Here is a 21776-nt window from a genome sequence, read left to right on the forward strand (position 1 = left end):
GGCGTTCGGCCAGGGCTTTATCGACGGCTTTCGCCACAATGGCGTCGATCTGTTCCTGAGTGAACTCTTGGGCGACTGCAGAGGTAAATGGGAAAAGCGCGGCGATAACCGCCATGGGTAATGGAAGTTTTTTTATCATTGTCATAATTATCTCAATATAGGTTAATTTTATTCAGATAATAACAATCCCATTCTGGGCAATCAGAATATGTCGCTATCATAAGAACAATTTAATTTTTATTTTGTACATCAACAGAGGCTTTACACTATTAGGGTTATCCGAGCTCCATAGTTGTTGTTTAAGAATTAGCGCTGCCCGGGTGAATTATCACTTTGGATAGTTCACCGGCCAGCAGTGAATTCGTTGAATGCGCTGGGGCATACGCCGAAATTAACGCCGTAGTTTAAAACGATGGCGACGTCCTCCCTACTCACAGCATCACGTTTTGCCCCCCAGACGATGGGTAGCGTTCAGGGCGCTAACGCTTTGCCCTGCATCCCCGGGACACAGGGCCCGGCCGCCGCCAGCCGCCGCCAGCCGCCGCCCCGGCACCGTCGCATGGGTGAGTCAAACCGTTGGCAGCGCCCCGCTCAGCACAAGATGGCATGATGAATCCCATAATTTATGAAGCGAAAAATTAACAACTGTGACACATCCTGTATTCTCCTGGCCGGTTGCTCAATTACGTTATTTCACTCCGTGATTAAGAAAATGCTCAAACGTGAGCCATCTCGCAAATATTCGCGCCATTTACTCAGCGCACGGATAACCCTGTAGAGTACATTTCCTGGAGTGGTCAGAGTAAAAAAAAACAATAAAACAAAATGCCGGTTTTGCGGCGTTTTAAATCTACCGGGGTATAGCTTGTAACGCGTTAATCAACAAGTGAAATGGAGGGTCTGGAAGAGGCTTTGCTTCGATGATCACAGAAGTAAAAAAACATAATAAATTAATTTAAAAACGTAATAGATTCTTCGAGATCATTTATGTCAGAAATTGTTACACATCCACACAACACACCGGAGTCTGCTCAGAATGAGTAAAAACATAATGCAAAGCCGCCATGATGAATATCATAAATTAACGCGTGGAGAACGTATTGGTTATGGTATGGGCGACTTCGCTCAAAACCTGGTTTTTGGCACAATAGGCGGCTTTCTGGCTCTTCACATGCTGACGGTTAATACCATCAGCACGGCAACGGCAGGGTTTATATTTCTTTTTGTCCGAATCATCAATGTCTTTTGGGATCCGATGGTCGGCACGTATGTTGACAAAAGAACGTCAAAAGCAGGTAAATACCGCCCCTGGCTGTTAAGAGCCGGCGTACCGCTGGTGATCCTTTCCGCTTTACTTTTTGCTCCCATTCCTGGGGTCAGAGGTTCGGTACCTTTTGCCTTCATCGTTTATTTGGCTCTGGATTTAGTTTATTCCGTAGTGAATATTCCTTATGGTTCGCTTAATGCATCCCTGACCCGGGATCCGGAATCGATTGATAAACTCACCAGTACCCGAATGATGCTGGCCAATAGCGCCAATCTTCTTGTTTATACCCTGTTCCCGATGTTTGTACAGATGGCTTCACCAAAAGATCGCAGCCTTAAGGACACCGGTTTTTTCGGCATTGAGCTCAATCTGGGAAACTATACCGATCCATCAGCCAACTACGCCTGGTTCGGCGTCTACTCCGTGTATATGCTCATCGGCGCGGTGGCGCTTTTCATCTGCTATAAATTTACGAAAGAACGCGTTGTCGCGACGGCAGAACAGACCGCCAACGTCAAAACGACCGATCTGTTCCTTGAACTCAAACATAACCGCCCGCTGGTTATTCTCGGGCTGTTTTTCATGCTGGCCTTCACGTTCATGTTTTTCATGAACACGGTTAACGGCTTTTTCAATCAGTACGTTGTCGGTCATTCAGAATGGATGGGCGCCGTAGGCCTTGTCGCCTCCATACCGGGCATCGCATTCCCTATTTTTTGGCCCAAACTCAAGAAAATTTTTGGTAAAAAAGGCTTCTTCCATATTTTTCTGGCCATGTTTATTGTCGGTGAGCTACTGACTTACGTCTGGTCACGCGAGGGCATGCACGATGCGCTTTGGCTTGCTTACATCGCCACCTTCATTAAACAATGGGGCTTAACGTCCGCGACCGGCTTTATGTGGGCGCTGGTTCCTGAAGTGATTGCGTATGGCGAATTAAAATCCGGCAAGCGAAATGCGGCGATCATTAATGCGATTATGGGCCTCTTTTTCAAAATCGGCTTTACCATCGGCGGCGCGATTCCCCTGTGGTTACTGGCCGTCTATGGCTTTAATGAAACCGGCGCCCAGCAAAGCGCCAGCGCTATCGACGGGATCATTATGACCGCGGTGTGGATCCCTATCGCGTTAGCCATCGTATCGATGATCATCATGCAGGTTTACCCCATCTCTGACAAAAACGTAACCGATATCAACCGTCAGCTTGATGAGGTCCGCGCGTAGTTAAAAATATAAATTAAATGCATTTGGAACATTTAAATAAAAAGGTGTAATGATATGTCACTTATTCAAAACCCTATTTTACGTGGGTTTAATGCCGACCCCAGTATTATCCGTGTCGAGGACACCTACTATATCGCCAACTCTACGTTTGAGTGGTTCCCTGGCGTTCGTTTACATGAGTCAAAAGACCTGGAGCACTGGAATCTTCTCCCTTCGCCCCTGTCAACCACCACCCTGCTGGATATGAAAGGCAATCCTTCATCAGGCGGCATTTGGGCGCCGGCGCTCTCTTATGCCGACGGTCAATTCTGGCTAGTGTATACCGACGTCAAAGTCACCGAAGGCGCCTTTAAAGACATGACAAACTATCTGACCACCGCAGCCGATATCCGCGGCCCGTGGTCAGATCCCATTAAGCTTAACGGCGTAGGTTTTGATGCTTCTCTCTTCCACGACGATGATGGCCGAAAATATATCGTGCAGCAAACCTGGGACCATCGCGAATATCACCATCCCTTTGACGGCATCACGTTAACTGAACTGGATACAAAAACCCTGAAATTAATGCCAGAGACCGCGCGTACCGTTTATCGGGGGACCGCCGTTGGGCTCGTTGAAGGGCCGCATCTCTATAAACTGAACGGATATTATTATCTTTTTGCCGCCCAGGGGGGCACCGTATTTACGCACCAGGAAGTGGTTGCGCGTTCTAAAACCTTAGACGCCAACAGCTTTGAAACGGAGCCAGGTGAGGTCTTCTTAACCAACGTCGATACACCAGACAGCTACATCCAAAAGCAAGGGCACGGCGCGTTGGTTTCCACCCCCGGCGGCGAATGGTACTACGCCTCACTCTGCGCGCGTCCGTGGAATCGCCCGGGTGAGTCAGTCTACGATCCTCGCGGCTGGTCAACGCTGGGCAGAGAAACGGCTATTCAGAAGGTGTACTGGGATGAAGGCGGCTGGCCGCGTATTGAAGGCGGTCACGGCGGAAAGACGTTTGTTGAAGGCCCGAAAGATGCCATTGATACCGAAAGTCCGGCAGACCGTAGCCAGCACGACGAATTTACAACGGCGACACTCGATGGTAACTGGAACACCCTGCGGGTGCCGTTTACAGAAAAAATGGGTACCACCGGCGATGGCAAGTTAACGTTAATTGGCCAGGGATCTTTAGCGAATACCCATGACCTGTCGCTGATTGCCCGACGCTGGCAAGCCTTTTATTTTGATGCGAAAGTTAAAGTTAAATTTAATCCATTTAACTACCAGCAAATGGCTGGATTAACGAATTACTATAACGATCGTCACTGGAGTTTTGTGTTCATTACCTGGAATGAAATTAACGGTAAGGTCATTGAAATAGGTGAGAATAATCGAGGACGGTATACATCATATTTAAAAGATGAAGCCATCAAGGTCCCGGAGCACGTTGAATATGTCTGGTTCCGGACGAAAGTCAGGAAGGAAACGTATAGCTATGAATATAGCTTTGATGGGGTTGAGTTCACTGAAATCCCTGTGAAGCTAGATGCTGCGATCCTTTCGGATGATTATGTCCTGCAAAGCTATGGCGGATTCTTTACCGGAGCGTTTGTTGGCCTTGCGGCAGTCGACTACTCCGGTTATGGCGCCCGCGCTGAGTTTTATCATTTCGATTATCAGGAGCTTGGCGACACGTTAATCGCCAGGGACGCGTATAGCTGGGAAGCCAGTGAATTACGGCGTTATTAGATAGCCCTGTCTGAGGAGATTGAACGCTGAAAGGAGGCACCGGCGCGACAGGCGCGCCGGTGCCGGGTGTGGCAGGGTTGTCGCATCAGGCCAGCGACCGGCCGTTCCGATAGCGAAAGTCATGCGTCACGCTAATGACCCGTGCGGGTGGCTATTGCAGACTTATTCCGCCGTTTTTTGTTTCAGCGCAGCATAGCGGGCAATCAGTTGTTGCAGATGCTGCTCCGTCTGGTTCTGCTGCGCCGCAGACCCGGGCTGATTGCGCGGCTGTGCGGAGAGTTGTCGCAGCTGCTCTTCCGCCGGAACGGTACGGCTCAACGACTGCGTTATGGCAAACACCGCTGACTTCAGCTCACTCACCGTGATATACCGCCCCTTCTGTTCATCCAGCGCGTTAAGCCGGTTCGTCAACTGCTGTAGCTGCGTCATTCCCTGGTGCCAGCCGCTGAGATTCTCCACGGGAAGCGCTGCGGCGCTGACCTGCTGTTGCCATTGCCGCGCCAGCGGTTTCGCCTGTTCTGGCCATAGCGTCAGCGCCTGCTGCGCCAGATGAGTGCCATAACTCAAAGCCCAGTCCGGTTTTAGCTGTAAAAGCTGCGCCAGCTGCTGCTGAGTCTGTTTTATCCCCGTCTCGGCCGAGGGGGATTGTTGTCGTAGCGTCTGTAACTGCTCAGCGGAAAGCACCGCGGGTAATGGAGAGAACCGGGCGGGAAACCGCATCTGCCCCGAATCGGACGGGTGCGTTGCCCGCCATCCTCCCGCCGCGGCCCCGGCCAGCGCCAGCATAGTCAGCATCCCGGCGACAAACGGCTTCCAGGGCATCGCGGGCGCCGGGAATGCCGTCACAACGTCAGCATTCGGCCGCGATGCCGGTTCGGCGACATAGACCCATTTCACCTGCGCGGTCGGTTCAGGGAGGCTGGAAGGGGCAGGATCAGGCGCGGCCGCTTGCGGCGCGGTCTCCTCTTTATTTTCGCTGCTCTCCAGCCGCACCGCCGCGTTGTGCAGCAGGATAGACAGGGCATCAAGCTGGCCGGCATGTTTGAGTTCCAGACGCTGCAGTACGTCATCCAGCGCCGTCAGATGCGCTTCTGCCTGGTAAAGCTGGCTCAGGTCGATATAGGTCAGCGACAGCGTGCGCATCGCCTGCTGCAGCCGTTGACTGAGCGAACTGAGTATTTTGATTCGCGCAGTCGTCGGCTGCGGCCACATATTGCTCCACTGCCGGGAGACCAGCGCGACCAGTATCGCCAGCCCTTCATTCATGCCGTATAGCCCCGCCAGATGCGTGCGGACAAGCGTATACCAGGCGGCAGTCTGTAGCTCCACGCCGTTGTGCTCAAACAGCGACAGGCAGAGTTTTTCCGCGAGCCGCCAGTTGACATCCGGGCGCGCCGGATGGGTCAGTTTGTTCATTTCATCGCGAAGGCGCGCGTAATCCGCAAGCGTACGCGGGTCGCCGCCGGTTTTCAGGCAACATTCAGAAGGGGTCGTCATGATGGTTTCAGCCAGAATAAAAACTAGATAGAGGAGCGGACTTCCAGGTACTGCTGCTGTTTGAGGTGGCGGATAAGCACCCTGCCCTCGGGCATAAATTCGGTGCCGTAGCGCACCAGGCCTACGCCCTTCAGCTCCGCGTCAATGGCGTAACGCAGCTCGCCGGGAATAGCCTGCTCAAGCAGAACCACGTCAATTTTCTTCAGCCGCGGTTCATATTTAAGCAATACGGCCGACAGGATGCCCATCAGCTCATGAGCCGTACCCGGCATCCCCTGGAGGATTTTAGTCATATCCGGCAGGCCGTAATCGGGCAGGTGCGCCAGCGTCCCGGCGCGACAGTTGAGGACGCGCTGCATATTATCCAGCACCGACAGAATAACCTGGTTTTCCTCACTGACCTGATGCAGGTCGAGTCCGCCGGTAAAGTTGCCGTACAGCATTTCATACAGCGAGGGGGCATTATGGCGTGTGGGCATCTCAGTCATCCTTCAGGGGTTTCAGCGTCAGGCGGTTATGGCTGGCTTCAATAATGCGCGGTTTGTCGGGATCGAGATCGTCGCGCCTCAGCACCAGCTTCCAGTCATTCTTCACCATATCCGGCGCCCGGAATAACCCCACCACCGCGATAAACTGCGCCTTCTCGTCCATCGGCATATCCAGGCTGACGTCAGCGCCGGGTTTTACCACCAGGCTACGGCTGGCAAGCCGTTCGTCTCCGGCGGCCTCCTCGCTTTCCGTGACCAGCTGCTGATAGACCCGTTTATCGAACGCCTTGCGGTCACTGAGCTGGTAGACCCACACCATCACCGGCTGGGAGAGCGAGGTGTTCTCCCGCTCATCGGTGTTCAGTTCCGCCCGGGCGGTAACGTCCAGATGCAGGACGTTTACCTGCTTATAAAATACCGATTTCACCGCCGATGAGGTGCTGTCGCTAATTTTCTGCGTCAGGCCACAGCCTGTCAGCAGTAAAGGCATAAGAAGTAAACTCCATCGTTTAATCAAAGTGGTATGCAACACGCTGGTTTCCTTGTTGTAAAGTTGCAGACGGCATTCCGCAATAGCCGCCAGGCTCAATAGTAAAGGTGGCGGGGATATCGGGCGGGCTCTCCTCTCCCTCCACGCCCAGTATCCCCGTCATGCCAAGCATAAAGGGGGGTTCGCCCAGCACCGGCGCAGGCAGTAACCGGGCAGGAACGGTCAGCTGTATACGCGCTTTATAGCGCCAGCCGAGATAGACCCGCAGCAGGACCAGAAAGTCCTGATATATCTGCCCTTCCGGTAACCACCCCTGCGCCTCGGCGATATCGTCCGTGTACAGCGCAATCAATAGCTGGCTGCTGACCTCTGTCGTTTCGTCGCCCAGCACGTTATAGCCATCGAGCAGAAAATCGTCATTGCCGTAAAAACCCAGTGGATTGTTGATGAAAAACGTGCGCGGGCAGTGCGGCGTGACGGTGGTCCGCGTGCGGGGAGCCAGCAGACGTACCAGCGCCTGAATCCCCTCTTCGGTACGCGCAGGCAGGCGCATGATGCCGAGCAGCGCCAGAAAACGCGATATCGGGGTGGCGATATGCTTATCGGTACCCGGCATTCCCAGACCGATAAGGCCCAGCAGGCTCTGCGAGGTGCTGTCCCTGCCCCCCGCTTCAAACGTCGCCGGGTAGGAATATTCTCGCCAGATGCGGTAAAACTGCGTCAGAATGCGGTGGTTAAAGATATCGAGAAACGCCTCCTGCGCTTCGTGCCCTTCCCGCTGCTGGGCGATCTCGTCGAGCCACGCGGTGGGCAGCGGCGAGTCGACGCCGTAGAGCCCCATAAACGTCGTGCGCACCGTCGGCGGCGCATCCGGATGGTCTTCATCATATTCCACCGCTTTCAGCTCGCTGACCGGGAAGCCCATTCCCGGATGCGGGCGAAACCGTACCGGATCGTCCGCCGGATTCAGGGTGCTGCCCAACGGCGATGCGCCCGGACGACGCTTTTCCAGTAACTGGCAGAAGCGGTAGAAGTTGATGCGATAGATTTCCCGCTCAAGCCGGGGGCTTAGCCGGGAATGCGGCGGTTGTGGTTCTCCTGCCATTCGAGGCGCTCTCCCCCAGGTTGTAGTATCAGAATCAGATGATTGAACAGGTGAATATCGGTATACAGCGCGAAGAAGCGGTTCAGCATCTCGCCGAACAGGCAGATATCGCCGTGCCCGGCGAAGCCGCTGCTGTCGAGGGTCACCTCAATCTGCACGCCGCGCAGAAAATGGCCCTGCGCAAAACGTTCCACCTCGCTATGCCTGACATCGACAATCGCTTCCAGGCGGCGGCGGTTCATCTCGTTATCGGTCCAGTCATAGAGGGCCAGCGCGCCGCGCAGCACGTCAGCGTTATCCATCATCCACAGGAAACTGCTGCCGAGATGGCTCAGCACCCGCCAGTGAAAACGATCGCGGTCCGGCGGGTAGCACGGCAGCGTCGGGGCGCAGAGGTTACGCACCTGAATGCGCGCGGTGGTGGATTTCACCACCGTGTCCAGCAGCGTACTCTGCAGCGCCCGGCGCGGCAGCTGGCCGTTGGTGCCGGTCAGGCTGAGCGACAGTTTTTCATTCTCCGGTACGGTGTGGTTATCAAACGCCTCGCCGCCGAGCGTCAGCCAGGTGTCGTGCAGCCCTGAAGGACCGGACTTTACCCGCGTATGGTAATAATATTCCGGCGCATCATGGCGCAGCATTCCTCCCTTGTGACGGAAGCTGGTGAACGGCACATACGTCTGGTGACCGGAGTGGCGCGAGGAGGTGACCGAATCCACGGAATAAATCTCGGTATGACCGTCCTGGACACGCATCGGGCGCAGCAGGTATTCGGTCTGTAGCGAGTCCAGATGCAGCGGATCGGACTCCAGCGGAAACAGATTAATCACCGGCGTGCAGTGCAGGCGCAGATGTTTCTCCGACAGCGCATATTCATGCGGCCACTGTCTCTCCAGCACGATATCGATTTCAAACCACGCCAGTTCTTCCGGGAAATCCACATTTTCCAGGCCGCGCAGCGTCACCGACATAAACTTTTCACGGAAGGTAAAATACTCCAGCAGCAGCTGATAACCGCTGAAACTGCCGCACTCCGGCAGCAGCGCCTCCTCCTTACTGAAACCGCAGACGGCAAAACGGGCGTCCAGCGGTCTGCGGTCAGCATCGCCGGGAAAGCGGATACCCGTTTTCGCCACCCGGAGCGTCAGCGCCTCATGCAAGGCGCAGGCCAGCGGCGCATCGCCATTCAGGTACAGCGGGATGCGGCTTAAGTCGATGCGGCTCCAGTCTGCCAGCGGGCTGCACTCAAAGCGCAGGCGGAGAAGCGAGCGCCCATCCGGTTCCGTCGAGATCCCCGCCCGGGCGAGCGACAGGGGCTGCAGGGTCAGCGGCTGCGTCGTGGTGTAATGGCAGCGGGTGCGCTTTTCACCAATGGGCTGAGAAAGAATTCCAAAGCCTTTTTCAACGCGGACAGGTTCTTTCAGCTCACGCCAGTCCGCGGTGAACTCAACAATGGAGAGCGACGGAATGGTACGCAGGTAGTGTGGCCAGATCATGCTCACCAGTCCGCCGGTCAGCTCCGGCAGATCGTCGTCGAGCTTTTCGCGCAGGCGGCCCATCAGAAAGGCGAAGCCTTCAAACAGGCGCTCGACATAGGGGTCGCGCGCGCCCGCTTTGTCGAGATTTAAGGCCGCCGCCCGGTCAGGATGGGCGCGGGCGAACTCTTCGCCCGCTTCACGCAGGTAACGCATTTCGGCGTCAAAATAACGCAGGGTTAAGTCGTCCATAGAAATATGCTTTTAGCCTTAGAGCTACAGGAGGTGCGTTTAAAATGGGGAGAAGATCGCGATAGGTGTTTTCTGCAGCCTCAAATCGCATCAGTGTCATTGAACATTGAACATTGAACATTGAACATTGAACATTGAAGCAATAAGTTGCGCGCCCTTACCTCATCACGCATCTTCTTGAAATCATCGTTTCCGGGGGGTATCTCCGGCGGGTGGCGAGCAGAATATCAACAGAGGCCATTATTCACTCCCTTCCACAACGTCAGACTCATATTCATTCGTGCGGCCTGGCGCCGGGACACCGACGCTGAATATCTGCGACGGCAGACTGAAGTTTCGCAGCTTCAGCAGCGCCAGCGGTCCGTCGCCCAGTTCCGTACGCAGCAGCCACTGAAGCTGTCGCCTGTCCGGCGCGGTGACGCTCAGCCGGTACAGCCCGTCCCCCGCTTTCTGCCGCTGCATCTGTTCCAGCATCCGGATAACGCCCCACGGGCCACTGTAGTTTGTATACAGACGGGTTCCCGCCGCCGTCGACGTCCAGGTCAGCATCGCCCCCGGTTTATTGATTACCCCCGGCCAGCGGAAGCTCTGCCAGTCGGCAACCTGGTTAAAATAGTGGAGTTTCTGCCCGTCAAGCGTCAGCTGTGTTTCCACCACTTCCGGCATCGCCACCCCCTGCAGTTCAAAGCTGATACCCTGGCTGCCGTCGGTGAACAGGATGTCGGACAGCTGGCTGAGCTGGTTCACCGCGTTCAGGAAGGCCGGGCTGAACGTCAGCCCCTGGCTGCGGGTTCTGTCCGCCACCCAGGTGCTGCCCTCCCGGTGCAGAACGCCGCCCAGCTGCGTGCTGAGGAAACGGTCAATACGTCCGGTATCGCGGCGGATGAACGCCGCCAGCATCGGCAGCGAGGCTTCGCTCTTCGCGGCAGCAAAGGGATAACGCCCTTTAAACGCTGAATTCCAGTTCGCGACAACTGAGCGCTGCCACGCTTCGTTCAGGCTGGCCGCCGACGGCTGAAGCACCGTCTCCCAGGCCTGGGTCAGCGGCTGAACAAACATCGTCTGCCCGAAACCGCTCCACTCTTCACCGAGGCTTGCCGCCACCAGACTGCCATACTCCTGCGTGTCGGTCAGGTCAACGCTCTTGCCCTGGAAGACCGTCTGCGCCAGCTGCTGCATCATCGCCTGCGGGTCGGCGGCGTTTGCCACCTGCTGGAGCCTGAGGCGCACGCGGGTCAGGCGCGTCAGGTAAGTCTGTAAACTGAGCGAACTGTCCGCCGCCATCACGCTCTGCGCGCTGTTTTTACCCATAAGCTGCAGCAGCGGCCCGAAGGTGCTGTCCAGCGGCCCCGCCGGTCCGGCGGCCTGCTGGTCAATCACCGGCCGGTCATCACCGCCCAGCAGGTTTTTCGCCGATTTCACCAGCGATGCGGAAATGGCCTCTTTCTGCTGCCCGGTCTGCCCCTGGTAAGCCAGGGTGTTCATCAGGGCAATCAGCGGCGACTGGCGCACGTCCCCGGCCAGCGTTAACTGGTCGGTGACGTCGGCAATATTGTGCGCTGGGTTCAGCCGGATACTGCTGAGGAAGTTCAGCCAGGCACCGGCAAAATCGGTGAAGTAGCGCGCCGTCAGGCGCTGCTTCAGCGCCTCCGGGGAGACGTCGCCGGGCAGCGTTTTACGGCTATCGCTCAGCACCCAGTCGATTTCATCGCGCCGGGACGCCACGGCGTTATCAATGGCTTCCTGAACCCCGCCCTCCCACGCCTGGCGGGTGAACATCCCCGGCACCGACTCCGGCGTGCTGAACAGGCGACCGGCGTCGGTCTGCGGCGTCATGTCCTCCAGCGTCATGTCCGCGTAGCTGCGGCGCACCCGGGTGAGCATGTTCTCATACAGCGTACTTTCCGCGTTGCGCCGGCCAATCTGCTCCAGCAGCACCTGACGTACCCGGGTGACCAGCTGCCTGTCCGGCGTGATTTTCCAGGCAGGCTGCAACGGCAGGCTCTGCATGTAAAAGGCGTGAAGGTCCGGGGCGATACTCTGCCACAGCGCCGGGGAGAGTCCCGGCCGGGATGGCGCGGTGGTTGTCATCACCTGCGCGTACAGGGCAGCGTCGGCTTTGTCCGGGCGCGCCATCATCAGGTATGCTTTTAGCTGGTCGTAGCCCGCTTTAGCTGACGTGGCACGCTGCGGGCTGCGCGGCGGCAGGTTCGCCAGGACGGTCAGTTTCTGCGTCAGCGCCTGCATGGCCGCATCGCGTATCAGGCGGTTACTGGCCCGGCCGTACCAGGGCATCAGGGCAGCGGAGAGCGGCGCATTGTGGTCCAGCCCGAAGCGCTGGTACCAGGGAGCGCCATTCGCCTGTTGCGTCTGCAGACGCCCGATATCGTTACGCAGGGCCTGCAGCGCCATCAGCTGCGGGTCGTTAACCGCGGGATGATTCACCAGCTGCTGCGCCCGCGCCGCCGCGCTGACGATATGGTGGCGGTTAACGGCAAAGGAGACCACGCTGCCCGCCCCCCACAGGGCAATCAGCGTCAGCAGGATGACGCCAGACGTTCGCTGCCACGGTATCCCTGCCCGCACGCCCCGCGCCTGAGCGCAGTCCGCCGTCACGCCCTGCCAGACCGCCGGAGCGGACCAGCGGTGTTCATGGCCCGCGACATTATCCTCAGGGGCCAGCGACGGGCTGAACATCAGGCCGCGCAGCGGAACACGCTTCAGGTGCTCCGTCAGCCACGGCGTCAGCAGCGTTTTCCAGTGGGATATTCCCTGTTTCTCCAGCTGCCGGCCGAAACGTAACAGGAAATCGTGCGACGGCCCGGCGCACAGCTGCTGCATTCCCCTTTCGCGCAGGGATGGCAGGATAGCGCGGAGCTGGCGCTCCACCCCCGCCGGCGTGGCGCGGGCCGGGAAAAGCGCCCCTACCGTCTGGGTGACGCGCGCATCCTGCGACCAGTCGCTGTCAGTCACCTGCCACAGGTACACCGGCGGCTGCCAGCGCAGCGCCTCCCCGACCTGCTCCAGGGTGCGAAGATGGTTATCCAGCGTACCGGCGGTGGTCTGTCTCTCATCCAGCGCCAGCACGATGCCGTCCAACGGACGGCTGCGGCGCAGCTTACGCAGGGCGGTCAGGTGCCCGGTGTCCGGTGCCGATGTCAGGCTGCCGCCGTAAATCAGCACCGTGCGGTGGCCTTCGAGCCACTGTTTTTCCGCCAGACCGGGGGCGATGGCGGCGATGTGCGCGGGTTCGCCACAGACCAGCAGCAGGCGGACCTTACTGCGCCAGAAAAGGTTGTAGCGACGGCGGAGGTGGGCTTTCAAATGCCGAATGCTGGCAACGGTCGAGGATTCTGCCTCACTTCGATGCTGTATAAAATCGGTTTTATTTCCAGATGAGAGGAATTTAGCCTGGCGGTAAGTGTTTTTACCAAACAAATATGTCGTAATAAAAAAAATGATAATAAAGAGCAGTAATCCACCCGTTAGTACCAGAGCTAATATAAATAGCCGCTCAAACCAGATAGAGTCTGGAGAAATCCCCAGTATAGTCGGTTCACTCCTGAGGATAAGGCATGCTGCAACTCCCAAGCATAAAAGAACAAACAAGATAAACCACAACTGAAATGTTGTGTTTTTTATTCCCTGTAAAATACGTTTCACCTTTTCTCCCGACATAAAATAACTGGATAGAGAAACATCAGCAATGCCTTACAACTTAAATAACACGAGGATAATAAATTCGAAGCTACAACTGTGCTTGAGGCCTAACGACCAACGACCACAAGAAATCATCATGTTCAGACATACTGACAATCAGCTGCGGTGAGGAATATCTGTGATTACCAGAAGCCAAAGCAATAGCAAGCCACGGCGATACACTCCCCGTAAAACCACTCTTCATGTCAATATCGATCAACTTCGCCTTTGTATCATTCAATGGCAAACCGAGATTATTAGCAACCTGTGTTTTCTCTTTATTTTTCGCCCCCATTCCTGCTAACCAGAGATATTCGATATTTTCGAGATTGCTCTTCCCCCATAACAATGACTGCATCACTGATGCATTTAGTCCTGCATGAGTTGTTTTTTCCGGCCTGTGAATATGAGCTATATAATTTTTCAGTTGTGAATCGGCTTGTGTGGCGTTTAAAAGCAATGCCACTGCAGCTTCCCCTTCTCCATTACGTAATTTTGTTTTTAATTTGATTGACAAAATCAATAGAGTTTCTATAGTTCGAGGTTTATCCAGCCAATTATCAATATCGGTCAATCCAAATTGGGAGAAAAACAAAACTTGCGCATGCTCAGGCACAAGTAATTTAATTTCCTCCTGAATATCTGAAATAGTATCTGACGCCAATGCAATATCACTATCGAGCTGTAAAACCACAGTCAACCGCTTTGAAGCCTTACATTTCATTAACGCTGTCTGTAATGTTACGTCCTCAAGAAGTAAGGTTAGCTCCCTGACTATTCTGATTGATAGAGGCAACCTGGCATCGCCAAAACGGGTTTGATAGCTCACTATTTGCGTGACTTCATCCACCACTGTGGGTAACTCAACTCCCCCGGGTATTATAAATTGGTCCGTCATGACACCAGACGTTACAACGTGTGGTAAATGCGTACATACAGCTTCCAGCGTCAGATAACGCTGCCCACGCTGAATTTCATTCTCAATATCTTTTTCCCGTTCATGATTCCAGCCATCAGAGAACCATACGGATGTCAAATAACATAGCCAGCGAACACCAAATATAAACAACCATATTATAAATGGTAAGCTGATAAAACAGTTCCAGAATAATCCCCCTCGTACTATGCTATGTGAGGGCCACAACAATGAGGTAAAAAGCCCACCACAAACAATGAAGACAAGCAGCACAACCGACCATCGTTTTACAGACGGAGGTAATTTCCGCTTAGTTGCGGGAGGAATCACAGAGAGATCAACAGGCATTATTTACTCGTTGTAGCGCAGCTTAGTGAGGTAATTAATGTGCAACCACAAGTACATTTATAATTATGAAATGCAACGGGTACGCCATTATCTTTCATAGTAGGGTGGCCTTCCGCTATATATGATGGACTATGCCCTTCTATGGGACAACTTACCGCATCGCCTAAACGCGCCACACCCACCCCCTGAAATTTCATGGTCCCGGAACCGGACAGCACCTGACCACCATGCGTTGTTTTATCGCCAATACGAACGATGCCTTTCATTTCTTCACCTCCATCATGGCGCGTTTTTTATCCACCATGCTGTGCGACTTGTCCATTCCCAGCATCCAGCGCCAGAGCGAACGGGGATTCTGCGCGGCACTGATATCCCAGGGATCGTCCGGCGCAATCACGCAGCTGGCCTGCACCTCCTCACTCCAGCGCGGGATCCGGCAGGTGTACATCGCAAAGACCCGGAACGGCCAGGCCGTCAGATACAGCGCCATCAGAAAAGGCACCACAAAAAACGGCGCCCCGTAGGTGGCGCTGAACATCAGATACCAGTAGCCAAAAAATATCCCTTCCCGGCGTCCCTCCACTGGCGGCATCAGTTTCAGTACGCCGGCAACCGCCTCCGGCCCTTCTTCCATATAGCGGCGCACAAATTCCCAGTTGCGGTACAGGTCTTCACGCAGCGGAGCGGAAACCGACAGCGTGAACGTTTTCAGCACCGTTTTGCGATCTTCCGCCAGCACATGTCCGCGAATATCGTAATTCTTCCGCTTCGTTAACTTATGGGTCACGCAATCACCGGTGGTGAAAAAGATGTCGTCCCAGGGGGCACTGTAAACCTCCCCGTCCACGCTGAATACATGCACCAGTCTGTTTTTCCTGTCAAACCTGACCGGATAATGCGTCCAGCGGAAACATTCAACCCTCATCATAAATGAACAGAACCATGCCAGAAGAAAAGAAATGATTACTGCACCAGTGCCGAATCCCCAGAAAAAAAGATCTCTCTGACGCCCGGATAAGTACTCATATATCATTGTTGATGTAAAATCATATACACCCCAAGTAAAAAGAAGAAACAGAGCCAGGGATGGAACGGTTAAAAATCCTTTTACCGCATACCACTTATCCACCACCTCCATATAACCCGAGCTGAGATGAATCACCGCCGCATCATCCATGACTTTTTTGTCACCCAGGTCTACTTTTTCATTCTGATGTAATTGATTAGCCCGTTCATCTTCAGTCAGTACAGGTGAGGCCCGGTACTTGTATTTAATCATTAATCCATCATAATCCATTTTTTATCCTGCCCGCATAATGTCTTTCAGATTCTGCATTTCACTCTGAAGCGTCTGAGACTTTTGTCACAGCCATCATGGCGCGTTTTTTATCCACCATGCTGTGCGACTTGTCCATTCCAAGCATCCAGCGCCAGAGCGAACGGGGATTCTGCGCGGCACTGATATCCCAGGGATCGTCCGGCGCAATCACGCAGCTGGCCTGCACCTCCTCACTCCAGCGCGGGATCCGGCAGGTGTACATCGCAAAGACCCGGAACGGCCAGGCCGTCAGATACAGCGCCATCAGAAAGGGCACCACAAAAAATGGCGCCCCGTAGGTGGCGCTGAACATCAGATACCAGTAGCCAAAAAATATCCCTTCCCGGCGTCCCTCCACCGGCGGCATCAGTTTCAGCACGCCGGCAACCGCCTCCGGCCCTTCTTCCATATAGCGGCGCACAAATTCCCAGTTGCGGTATAAGTCTTCACGCCGCGGGGCAGAAACCGACAGCGTGAACGTTTTCAGCACCGTTTTGCGATCCTCCGCCAGCACATGTCCGCGAATATCGTAATTCTTCCGCTTCGTTAATTTATGGGTCACGCAATCGCCGGTGGTGAAAAAGATGTCGTCCCAGGGGGCACTGTAAACCTCACCGTCCACGCTGAATACATGCACCAGTCTGTTTTTCCTGTCAAATCTGACGGGATAATGCGTCCAGCGAAAACATTCAACTCTTAGCATTAAATAACAGAACAAAGAGGCCAGAATTGACACAAAAAGAGCAATAAAACCGATGGCATAAAACCATCCGTCATAATCCTGCTGCAAAAAAAAAATGAACAAACATATTACAGGGTATATAAATTACACCTGAGGCAAAAAGCACAAGTAATGCCAGTGACGGTACGGTTAAAAATCCTTTTATCGCATACCACTTATCCACCACCTCCATATAACCCGAGCTGAGATGAATCACCGCCGCATCATCCATGACTTTCTTGTCACCCAGGTCTATTTTTTCATTCTGATGTAATTGATTATTTATTTCATCATCTGTTAACTCTATATCAGGAAATCTGTTTTTGTCATATTTGAACATCAAACCATCATAATCCATGTATTATCCCACCTGCATAATATCTTTCAGACTCTGCATTTCAATCTGAAGTGTCTGATGTGGTTCAGGATGAAGTCCCTCCGGCGTTACTCCCCACATGGTTTTCTCCAGCCATTGCTGCAACTCATTGGTCTGTTTCCATGAAATATAAAAGGCTGCAATCAGAAGCACCGCCACCATTATCCATCCCACAGTAAGACCAATAACTTCAGCACTTGCTCCAACAGTAACCAACGTCCGACTACCTACACGCCAGCCTATTCTCCCTAGTACCCTTCCCAACCACTTCCAGTTAATAAATGGCGCAAAAGCTAAATACAAACCAGATACCGTCGACGCTCCATAGGCAAAAGCCAACCCTTTACGCTTACTGTTCCATTCTTCCTGAAAATGAACAGCATCATAATAAGCCGCCACCAGTCCCCCTGCAGCACCAAGGAAACGTCCGGATGCAGCAAACCATTTTGCAATTTTTTCCGCCGCTGAACCGGGAAACTCCGCACCCAGTTTATTAAAGCGAATTATCGCCGACTCTATCGTTCCGGCTGTTGTTCCCGTTAATGACAGTGTTCCTGCCCAGAAGCGATTTCTGGCTTCCTGCTGACTTGCGGTTACGGGCTTATGGCTGAAATCCATGCTTACCCACAACGACGCTGTTTGCAACGCCATTGAGACCACCCCGAGCGCCAAAGGCACGCTTTGCTTTATCGAACTGAAACCCGCGTTGATATGGTTCTGCCAGCGAGCAAATAATAACCTGTCAACATCAGCATCGGTGCGTAAGGATTCACTCAGGCGATACACGCGTTGACTTTCCGGTAGCGCAGCCAGCTCATTGAACGTATTCATATCAACAGCGGCAATATAATGGCGTTCGCCGGCTCCGGTAAGTGGCACGCCATCAATTCCAAGTCGGCGAACTTCCCATCTGACGTACATACGCAGAACATCTTCAGTACTGTCCCCGGTAATCCCGGCATTTCTGCCCAGCACTCTGACAACGTCCTCCACAAAATCAGCCTCGCTCCCAATACGAGTTACAGGAATAAATGCGCGTCGGTCAATAACGGCCATCATGCTAAATAATTGATAACTCAAATGACTTTTTGCTGCTGCCTGTAAAATTTGTGAAACAGGACCAATGACTTTTCCCAAAAAGGTTCCAAGGTAACCTGCGGCGGCCTCCTGCATCTTGTCAAACGTATCTTTAAAAGCATCAGCAACCCCATTCCAGGGCTGAGCCCACAAACTACTATTATCCTGAACTAACGCTCCCAGACGCTGTGACAGTTTGTCCTGATTAAACACCAGCGCACGCATCAGGATATTGTTGTAATCATTAGACTTCATTTTTAGCTGTTCGGTGAAATAGCGCAGCGTCAATGCCTTATCTTGCATGCCAACGATGCAATAACCCACTGTCTGTATATAATCGAACCCACTCTGAATATCGGCCACATCAAAATTGCACTTGAAGTACCCAGTGGTGACTTCACTTTTGAACCACTCCAGGTACATCTCTGTCGTAGGACCGACGACTGATTCATCGTAGGAATTAACTTCTTCATTAAATTCCTTGATAAATTGTTCAAGCTGTTTTTCATCATAATGTGACGCGTAGGTCTGCCATTCTGTCTCAACGCGACTATTTAGTGTGGCATCCAAATCAGCATTGCGCTGCTTTGCGAGCTCCTGGGAAGGTAATAAATCAAGGCCTTCTCGTGTTTTTGTTCCGAGTTTCTCACTCATGGAAGTGAACTCAACGTTTGCAATCTTGTCCCGCGCCATCTGACGGGTCATTGACTCCTTTAAGCCAATCAGTGTGGAAGCTAAAGAGTGTTTCCAGATATATTTCTCATTGCCATAAAGATCCCGGGTTGTTTGATATGACAGCAGCGATGAAATTTCTTGCAGTATTGCCACTGGATCCTGAAGCACTAAAATTGCCCCTTTACCCGGCATTAATTTCTCGGCAGACTTAATCAAATTGGTCGCGGCAAGTGGAAGGGGCTGAAAATATGACGCCGAGTAGTCCTTAATTTCGGCATAAGCTGACATTGGGCTATACTCGGCAACAACTTTAGTCACTTGGGAAAGGGCTAATAGCTTTTCCCCATTACCGCTGCTTAGCCATCCATCCATATCAAATCTTTGCATTATTTTTTGACGGACCGCAGGATCTTCATATTTTTTCCTTACCGCAGGCGTCCATTTGTTTTGCGACCAGGCAAACCAGAATATGCCGTTTTTCATTGGCGGCGGCATTACAGGTAACGTAATTAATGAAGCTTTTGCCAGATCTTCTGGCTTAGTAATACATGGCTTCATTTCACCACTTAACAATCTTGGTGGCACATCACCACATCCAGGCAAAGGATAATAATAACCTTCTTCCGTCACATAGTAATCCTGCCATCGATTAATCATTTCATCATAGACATGAAGGTAACCTTCTCTCAATAAACGCCCTGTATAGGCAGAACGGCCACGAGGAGCGATGGACGGTGAGATATTTTCAGGCAAATATGGGATATTATCATGATTATCTGCGATACCCGGCCGTACAGGTAGAACGGGTAGCCCGTAACGGCTACAAAAACCGCATCTCTGGTTATTTTCACTCATGATTATTTTCCTTATATCTTTCCTGTTGCAACAGAAGCGTCTGCCATTCAATATCACTCAAACCATTAATCATCCGCGAAAAAAGTTCAGGCGTTTTTTCTGCACACCTTAACCATTCCTGGATTATTGGAATACGCCAGAAATCAGGCTCACGGGTCAAGCCACTACAGGCAAAGGCAATAAGATCATTGTGATGTGTCAGGCCCAGACTCAGCCCCCGACTCAGCAATTTTTCAATACGCTGACTACAGTTTCGACGTTCTGCAATATCAGTAATAAATGGAATTTCCATTAACACTCGATTTATTAACCCTATGTTTTTTAGGCGCGCAGCTGGAAAAACGGTTTCATGTTCAACGGATGTGAGCATTACTTCTGAAGAATGACATACCAGAGTATGCCATTGACCTTCAATCCAAAGCGTCCAGTATGATGACTGTCTGACAGGGATGAGTTCCATTAATTGTCTGTATGTAAACATCCAGGAAAGATGGAACAACACACGGGGATCGTAATATCGAAGAATATGACGTCGGTGATTTTCATCAGTAAAATGCATTGCTTTGATAAGCACGCTACGCATTTCAGATACCGTGCGTTCGCTTCGGATTAGCAAAGTGCATAGCCAGCGGCTGGCCTGCACGTTCAGCAGCGGCGGGATAAACGACGCGTCCTGCGACCAGTCTCCCTGGCTGTCGCGCTTAAGACGGGCCACGGCGACGGTCTGGTAATTGCCGTTGTCGTTATCCTCTGTACGCAGCGTCAGCTCCGGCTGCATTACCGCAATCTGGCGGCTGTCATCCCCATAGCGGTTACGCACCTCCCGCCAGGCCAGACGCCAGCGCACAGGACGCTCCGCTTTCTGCTCCGGTTGCAGGCAGTTGCCGCCGTTTTCATACTCATGGGGCAGCGCCAAAACCACCGTCAGTTCGTGGCTTTCTGTTTCCGGTAAGGTCATCACGGGCGGCAACACATCGGCGTTATCGCTATCAGTGAGCGTTCCGTCGGCGAAACGTACGCACAGGTGGTCGGCCTTCAGTTTCCCCTGCTTCAGCAGCGCGGCGTCAAAAGCCGTCCGCGCAACCCCCCAGGGATGTATTACTCCCAGTCGGGCGACACACTCGGTGTGCCAGGCCGCTTGCGCGGCCTCCTGCTGAAAATGTTGAGGGGAAACCATCTGGCCTCGCCCCCACAGCGGTCGTACTGTTTTCATCCCTGCCCCCGCCTTACGCTTTCGCTTTCGGCATCTGAGAAACCAGAGACAGGTTCACGTCCATCCCTTCCACCTGGAAGTGCGGCACCGCGTACAGCTTCACCCGGAAGAAGCCCGGATTGTCCTCGATATCTTCCACCACCACCTTCGCGTCGCGCAGCGGGTGCGAGGCCTGCAGCTCGTCGCCCGGGTCGGTCATCTCCGTCACCAGACCGCGTACCCAGGTGTTGAGCTCCAGCTCCAGCAGGCGGCGATCCTTGGTGGTGCCGATGTTTTCACGCTGAACGAGCTTCAGGTAGTGCGCAATACGCGACAGCAGGAAGATATACGGCAGGCGCGCGTTGATGCGGCTGTTGGCGGTGGCGTCGGCGGTGTCGTACAGCGCCGGCTTCTGGGCCGAGTTGGCCGAGAAGAAGCAGGCGTAGTCGCGGTTTTTGTAGTACGACAGCGGGATAAAGCCGAGGCTGGCGAACTCAAACTCGCGGGTTTCCGGGATCATCACCTCCGACGGGATCTTCACCTGGTTGCCGGTGCCCAGATCGTAGAGGTGGATCGGCAGATCTTTCACCGCTCCGCCCGCCTGCGGGCCACGGATCTGCACGCACCAGCCGTTATTAATAAAGCTTTTCACCATGTTGGACGCGAAGGAGAACGAGGCGCTGGTCCACAGGTATTTCTCGTGGTCCGGGCCTTTCACCTGCTCGACGTAGTTGAAGCTGCGCACCGGCACGGTGTCCGGTCCATACGGCAGGCGGCCCAGCACGCGCGGCATCACCAGGCCGATATAGCGCGCGTCGTCGGTGTCGCGGAAGGATTTCCATTTGATGTACTCGGCGCGGTCGAAGTAGTTGCCGATATCCTTGATGGCGGCGACCTCTTCCATGGACTCTTTCAGAAAGAAGGCCGGGCCGACGGCGCCGATAAACGGCATATGGGCCGCAGCGGAGACGCCGGAGATGTTGCGCAGCAGCGCCACGTCCTGCGGGCTGGCGTCGAACTCATACGCGGAGATCACCGAGCCAATCGGCTCGCCGCCCGGGGTGTCGTAC

Annotated in this window: 16 protein-coding genes and 1 pseudogene; 2 read left to right on the forward strand and 15 right to left on the reverse strand. The window is 53.7% G+C overall.

Features of this window, described 5'->3' with window-relative positions:
- A pseudogene (locus tag SIK97_RS16245) lies at nt 1-145 on the reverse strand (carbohydrate porin); the annotation flags it as partial.
- 906 nt (nt 146-1051) lie between these two features.
- On the opposite strand from SIK97_RS16245, the gene SIK97_RS16250 reads away from it, so the two are divergent.
- Both SIK97_RS16250 and SIK97_RS16255 read left to right on the forward strand, forming a co-directional pair.
- On the forward strand, nt 1052-2491 hold the full coding sequence (locus SIK97_RS16250; RefSeq protein WP_162557343.1) for an MFS transporter: 1440 nt from the start codon (nt 1052-1054) through the stop codon (nt 2489-2491).
- Nucleotides 2492-2545: 54 nt separating this feature from the next.
- Nucleotides 2546-4225: a glycoside hydrolase family 43 protein gene (locus SIK97_RS16255; RefSeq protein WP_057174086.1), complete on the forward strand. Its 1680-nt coding sequence runs from the start codon at nt 2546-2548 to the stop codon at nt 4223-4225.
- A 162-nt stretch (nt 4226-4387) separates the two neighbouring features.
- Here the strand turns inward: SIK97_RS16255 and SIK97_RS16260 are convergent, their stop codons facing one another.
- The 14 genes from SIK97_RS16260 to tssC form a co-directional block, all read right to left on the reverse strand.
- The gene (locus SIK97_RS16260) at nt 4388-5722 is read right to left on the reverse strand and encodes a VasL domain-containing protein (protein WP_049102109.1); all 1335 of its coding nucleotides are present in this window, start codon (nt 5720-5722) and stop codon (nt 4388-4390) included.
- 23 nt (nt 5723-5745) lie between these two features.
- Nucleotides 5746-6201: a type VI secretion system baseplate subunit TssE gene (gene tssE / locus SIK97_RS16265; RefSeq protein ID WP_014838282.1), complete on the reverse strand. Its 456-nt coding sequence runs from the start codon at nt 6199-6201 to the stop codon at nt 5746-5748.
- A 1-nt stretch (nt 6202) separates the two neighbouring features.
- Complete coding sequence (gene tssJ / locus SIK97_RS16270) at nt 6203-6742, reverse strand: type VI secretion system lipoprotein TssJ (protein ID WP_032749377.1); 540 nt, start codon at nt 6740-6742, stop codon at nt 6203-6205.
- Nucleotides 6720-7805, reverse strand: a complete 1086-nt coding sequence (gene tssG, locus SIK97_RS16275; protein ID WP_057174085.1) for a type VI secretion system baseplate subunit TssG — start codon at nt 7803-7805, stop codon at nt 6720-6722. Before tssG ends, tssJ begins: the two co-directional genes overlap by 23 nt.
- Nucleotides 7769-9529 carry a type VI secretion system baseplate subunit TssF gene (tssF, locus tag SIK97_RS16280; protein WP_049080650.1) on the reverse strand — a complete coding sequence of 587 codons (1761 nt, stop codon included), beginning with the start codon at nt 9527-9529 and terminating at the stop codon, nt 7769-7771. The genes tssG and tssF overlap by 37 nt, the downstream gene beginning before the upstream one ends.
- A 240-nt stretch (nt 9530-9769) precedes the next feature.
- The gene (locus SIK97_RS16285) at nt 9770-13192 is read right to left on the reverse strand and encodes an ImcF-related family protein (RefSeq protein WP_413614543.1); all 3423 of its coding nucleotides are present in this window, start codon (nt 13190-13192) and stop codon (nt 9770-9772) included.
- A gap of 85 nt (nt 13193-13277) precedes the next feature.
- Nucleotides 13278-14492 carry a hypothetical protein gene (locus tag SIK97_RS16290; RefSeq protein ID WP_139134507.1) on the reverse strand — a complete coding sequence of 405 codons (1215 nt, stop codon included), beginning with the start codon at nt 14490-14492 and terminating at the stop codon, nt 13278-13280.
- Nucleotides 14492-14758: a PAAR domain-containing protein gene (locus SIK97_RS16295; RefSeq protein WP_071957396.1), complete on the reverse strand. Its 267-nt coding sequence runs from the start codon at nt 14756-14758 to the stop codon at nt 14492-14494. Before SIK97_RS16295 ends, SIK97_RS16290 begins: the two co-directional genes overlap by 1 nt.
- Nucleotides 14755-15789: a DUF6708 domain-containing protein gene (locus tag SIK97_RS16300; protein WP_057174084.1), complete on the reverse strand. Its 1035-nt coding sequence runs from the start codon at nt 15787-15789 to the stop codon at nt 14755-14757. Before SIK97_RS16300 ends, SIK97_RS16295 begins: the two co-directional genes overlap by 4 nt.
- A 40-nt stretch (nt 15790-15829) precedes the next feature.
- Entirely contained in the window at nt 15830-16546 is a 717-nt protein-coding gene (locus SIK97_RS16305; protein WP_319610944.1) for a DUF6708 domain-containing protein, read from the reverse strand.
- A gap of 37 nt (nt 16547-16583) precedes the next feature.
- Nucleotides 16584-16889, reverse strand: coding sequence for a hypothetical protein (locus tag SIK97_RS16310; RefSeq protein ID WP_057174082.1), 306 nt, complete (start codon nt 16887-16889; stop codon nt 16584-16586).
- Nucleotides 16890-16892: 3 nt separating this feature from the next.
- Entirely contained in the window at nt 16893-19514 is a 2622-nt protein-coding gene (locus SIK97_RS16315; protein WP_139134506.1) for a T6SS effector BTH_I2691 family protein, read from the reverse strand.
- Nucleotides 19507-20727 carry a type VI secretion system baseplate subunit TssK gene (gene tssK / locus SIK97_RS16320; RefSeq protein WP_239692902.1) on the reverse strand — a complete coding sequence of 407 codons (1221 nt, stop codon included), beginning with the start codon at nt 20725-20727 and terminating at the stop codon, nt 19507-19509. The genes SIK97_RS16315 and tssK overlap by 8 nt, the downstream gene beginning before the upstream one ends.
- Before the next feature lie 13 nt (nt 20728-20740).
- On the reverse strand, nt 20741-21776 hold a 1036-nt coding region (tssC, locus tag SIK97_RS16325), incomplete at its 5' end, for a type VI secretion system contractile sheath large subunit (protein ID WP_319610945.1).

The organism is Klebsiella sp. JN_Kp126 (genome assembly GCF_033843325.1).
Taxonomy (GTDB): domain Bacteria; phylum Pseudomonadota; class Gammaproteobacteria; order Enterobacterales; family Enterobacteriaceae; genus Klebsiella; species Klebsiella michiganensis.

What these genes read in the sequence shown, in the direction of transcription:
- SIK97_RS16250 (WP_162557343.1), top strand. Translation starts at nt 1,052, where the DNA reads ATGCAAAGCCGCCATGATGAATATCATAAATTAACGCGTGGAGAACGT.
- SIK97_RS16255 (WP_057174086.1), top strand. Translation starts at nt 2,546, where the DNA reads ATGTCACTTATTCAAAACCCTATTTTACGTGGGTTTAATGCCGACCCC.
- SIK97_RS16260 (WP_049102109.1), bottom strand. Translation starts at nt 5,722, where the DNA reads ATGACGACCCCTTCTGAATGTTGCCTGAAAACCGGCGGCGACCCGCGT.
- tssE (WP_014838282.1), bottom strand. Translation starts at nt 6,201, where the DNA reads ATGCCCACACGCCATAATGCCCCCTCGCTGTATGAAATGCTGTACGGC.
- tssG (WP_057174085.1), bottom strand. Translation starts at nt 7,805, where the DNA reads ATGGCAGGAGAACCACAACCGCCGCATTCCCGGCTAAGCCCCCGGCTT.
- tssF (WP_049080650.1), bottom strand. Translation starts at nt 9,529, where the DNA reads ATGGACGACTTAACCCTGCGTTATTTTGACGCCGAAATGCGTTACCTG.
- SIK97_RS16290 (WP_139134507.1), bottom strand. Translation starts at nt 14,492, where the DNA reads ATGCCTGTTGATCTCTCTGTGATTCCTCCCGCAACTAAGCGGAAATTA.
- SIK97_RS16295 (WP_071957396.1), bottom strand. Translation starts at nt 14,758, where the DNA reads ATGAAAGGCATCGTTCGTATTGGCGATAAAACAACGCATGGTGGTCAG.
- SIK97_RS16300 (WP_057174084.1), bottom strand. Translation starts at nt 15,789, where the DNA reads ATGGATTATGATGGATTAATGATTAAATACAAGTACCGGGCCTCACCT.
- SIK97_RS16310 (WP_057174082.1), bottom strand. Translation starts at nt 16,889, where the DNA reads ATGGATTATGATGGTTTGATGTTCAAATATGACAAAAACAGATTTCCT.
- SIK97_RS16315 (WP_139134506.1), bottom strand. Translation starts at nt 19,514, where the DNA reads ATGAGTGAAAATAACCAGAGATGCGGTTTTTGTAGCCGTTACGGGCTA.
- tssK (WP_239692902.1), bottom strand. Translation starts at nt 20,727, where the DNA reads ATGAAAACAGTACGACCGCTGTGGGGGCGAGGCCAGATGGTTTCCCCT.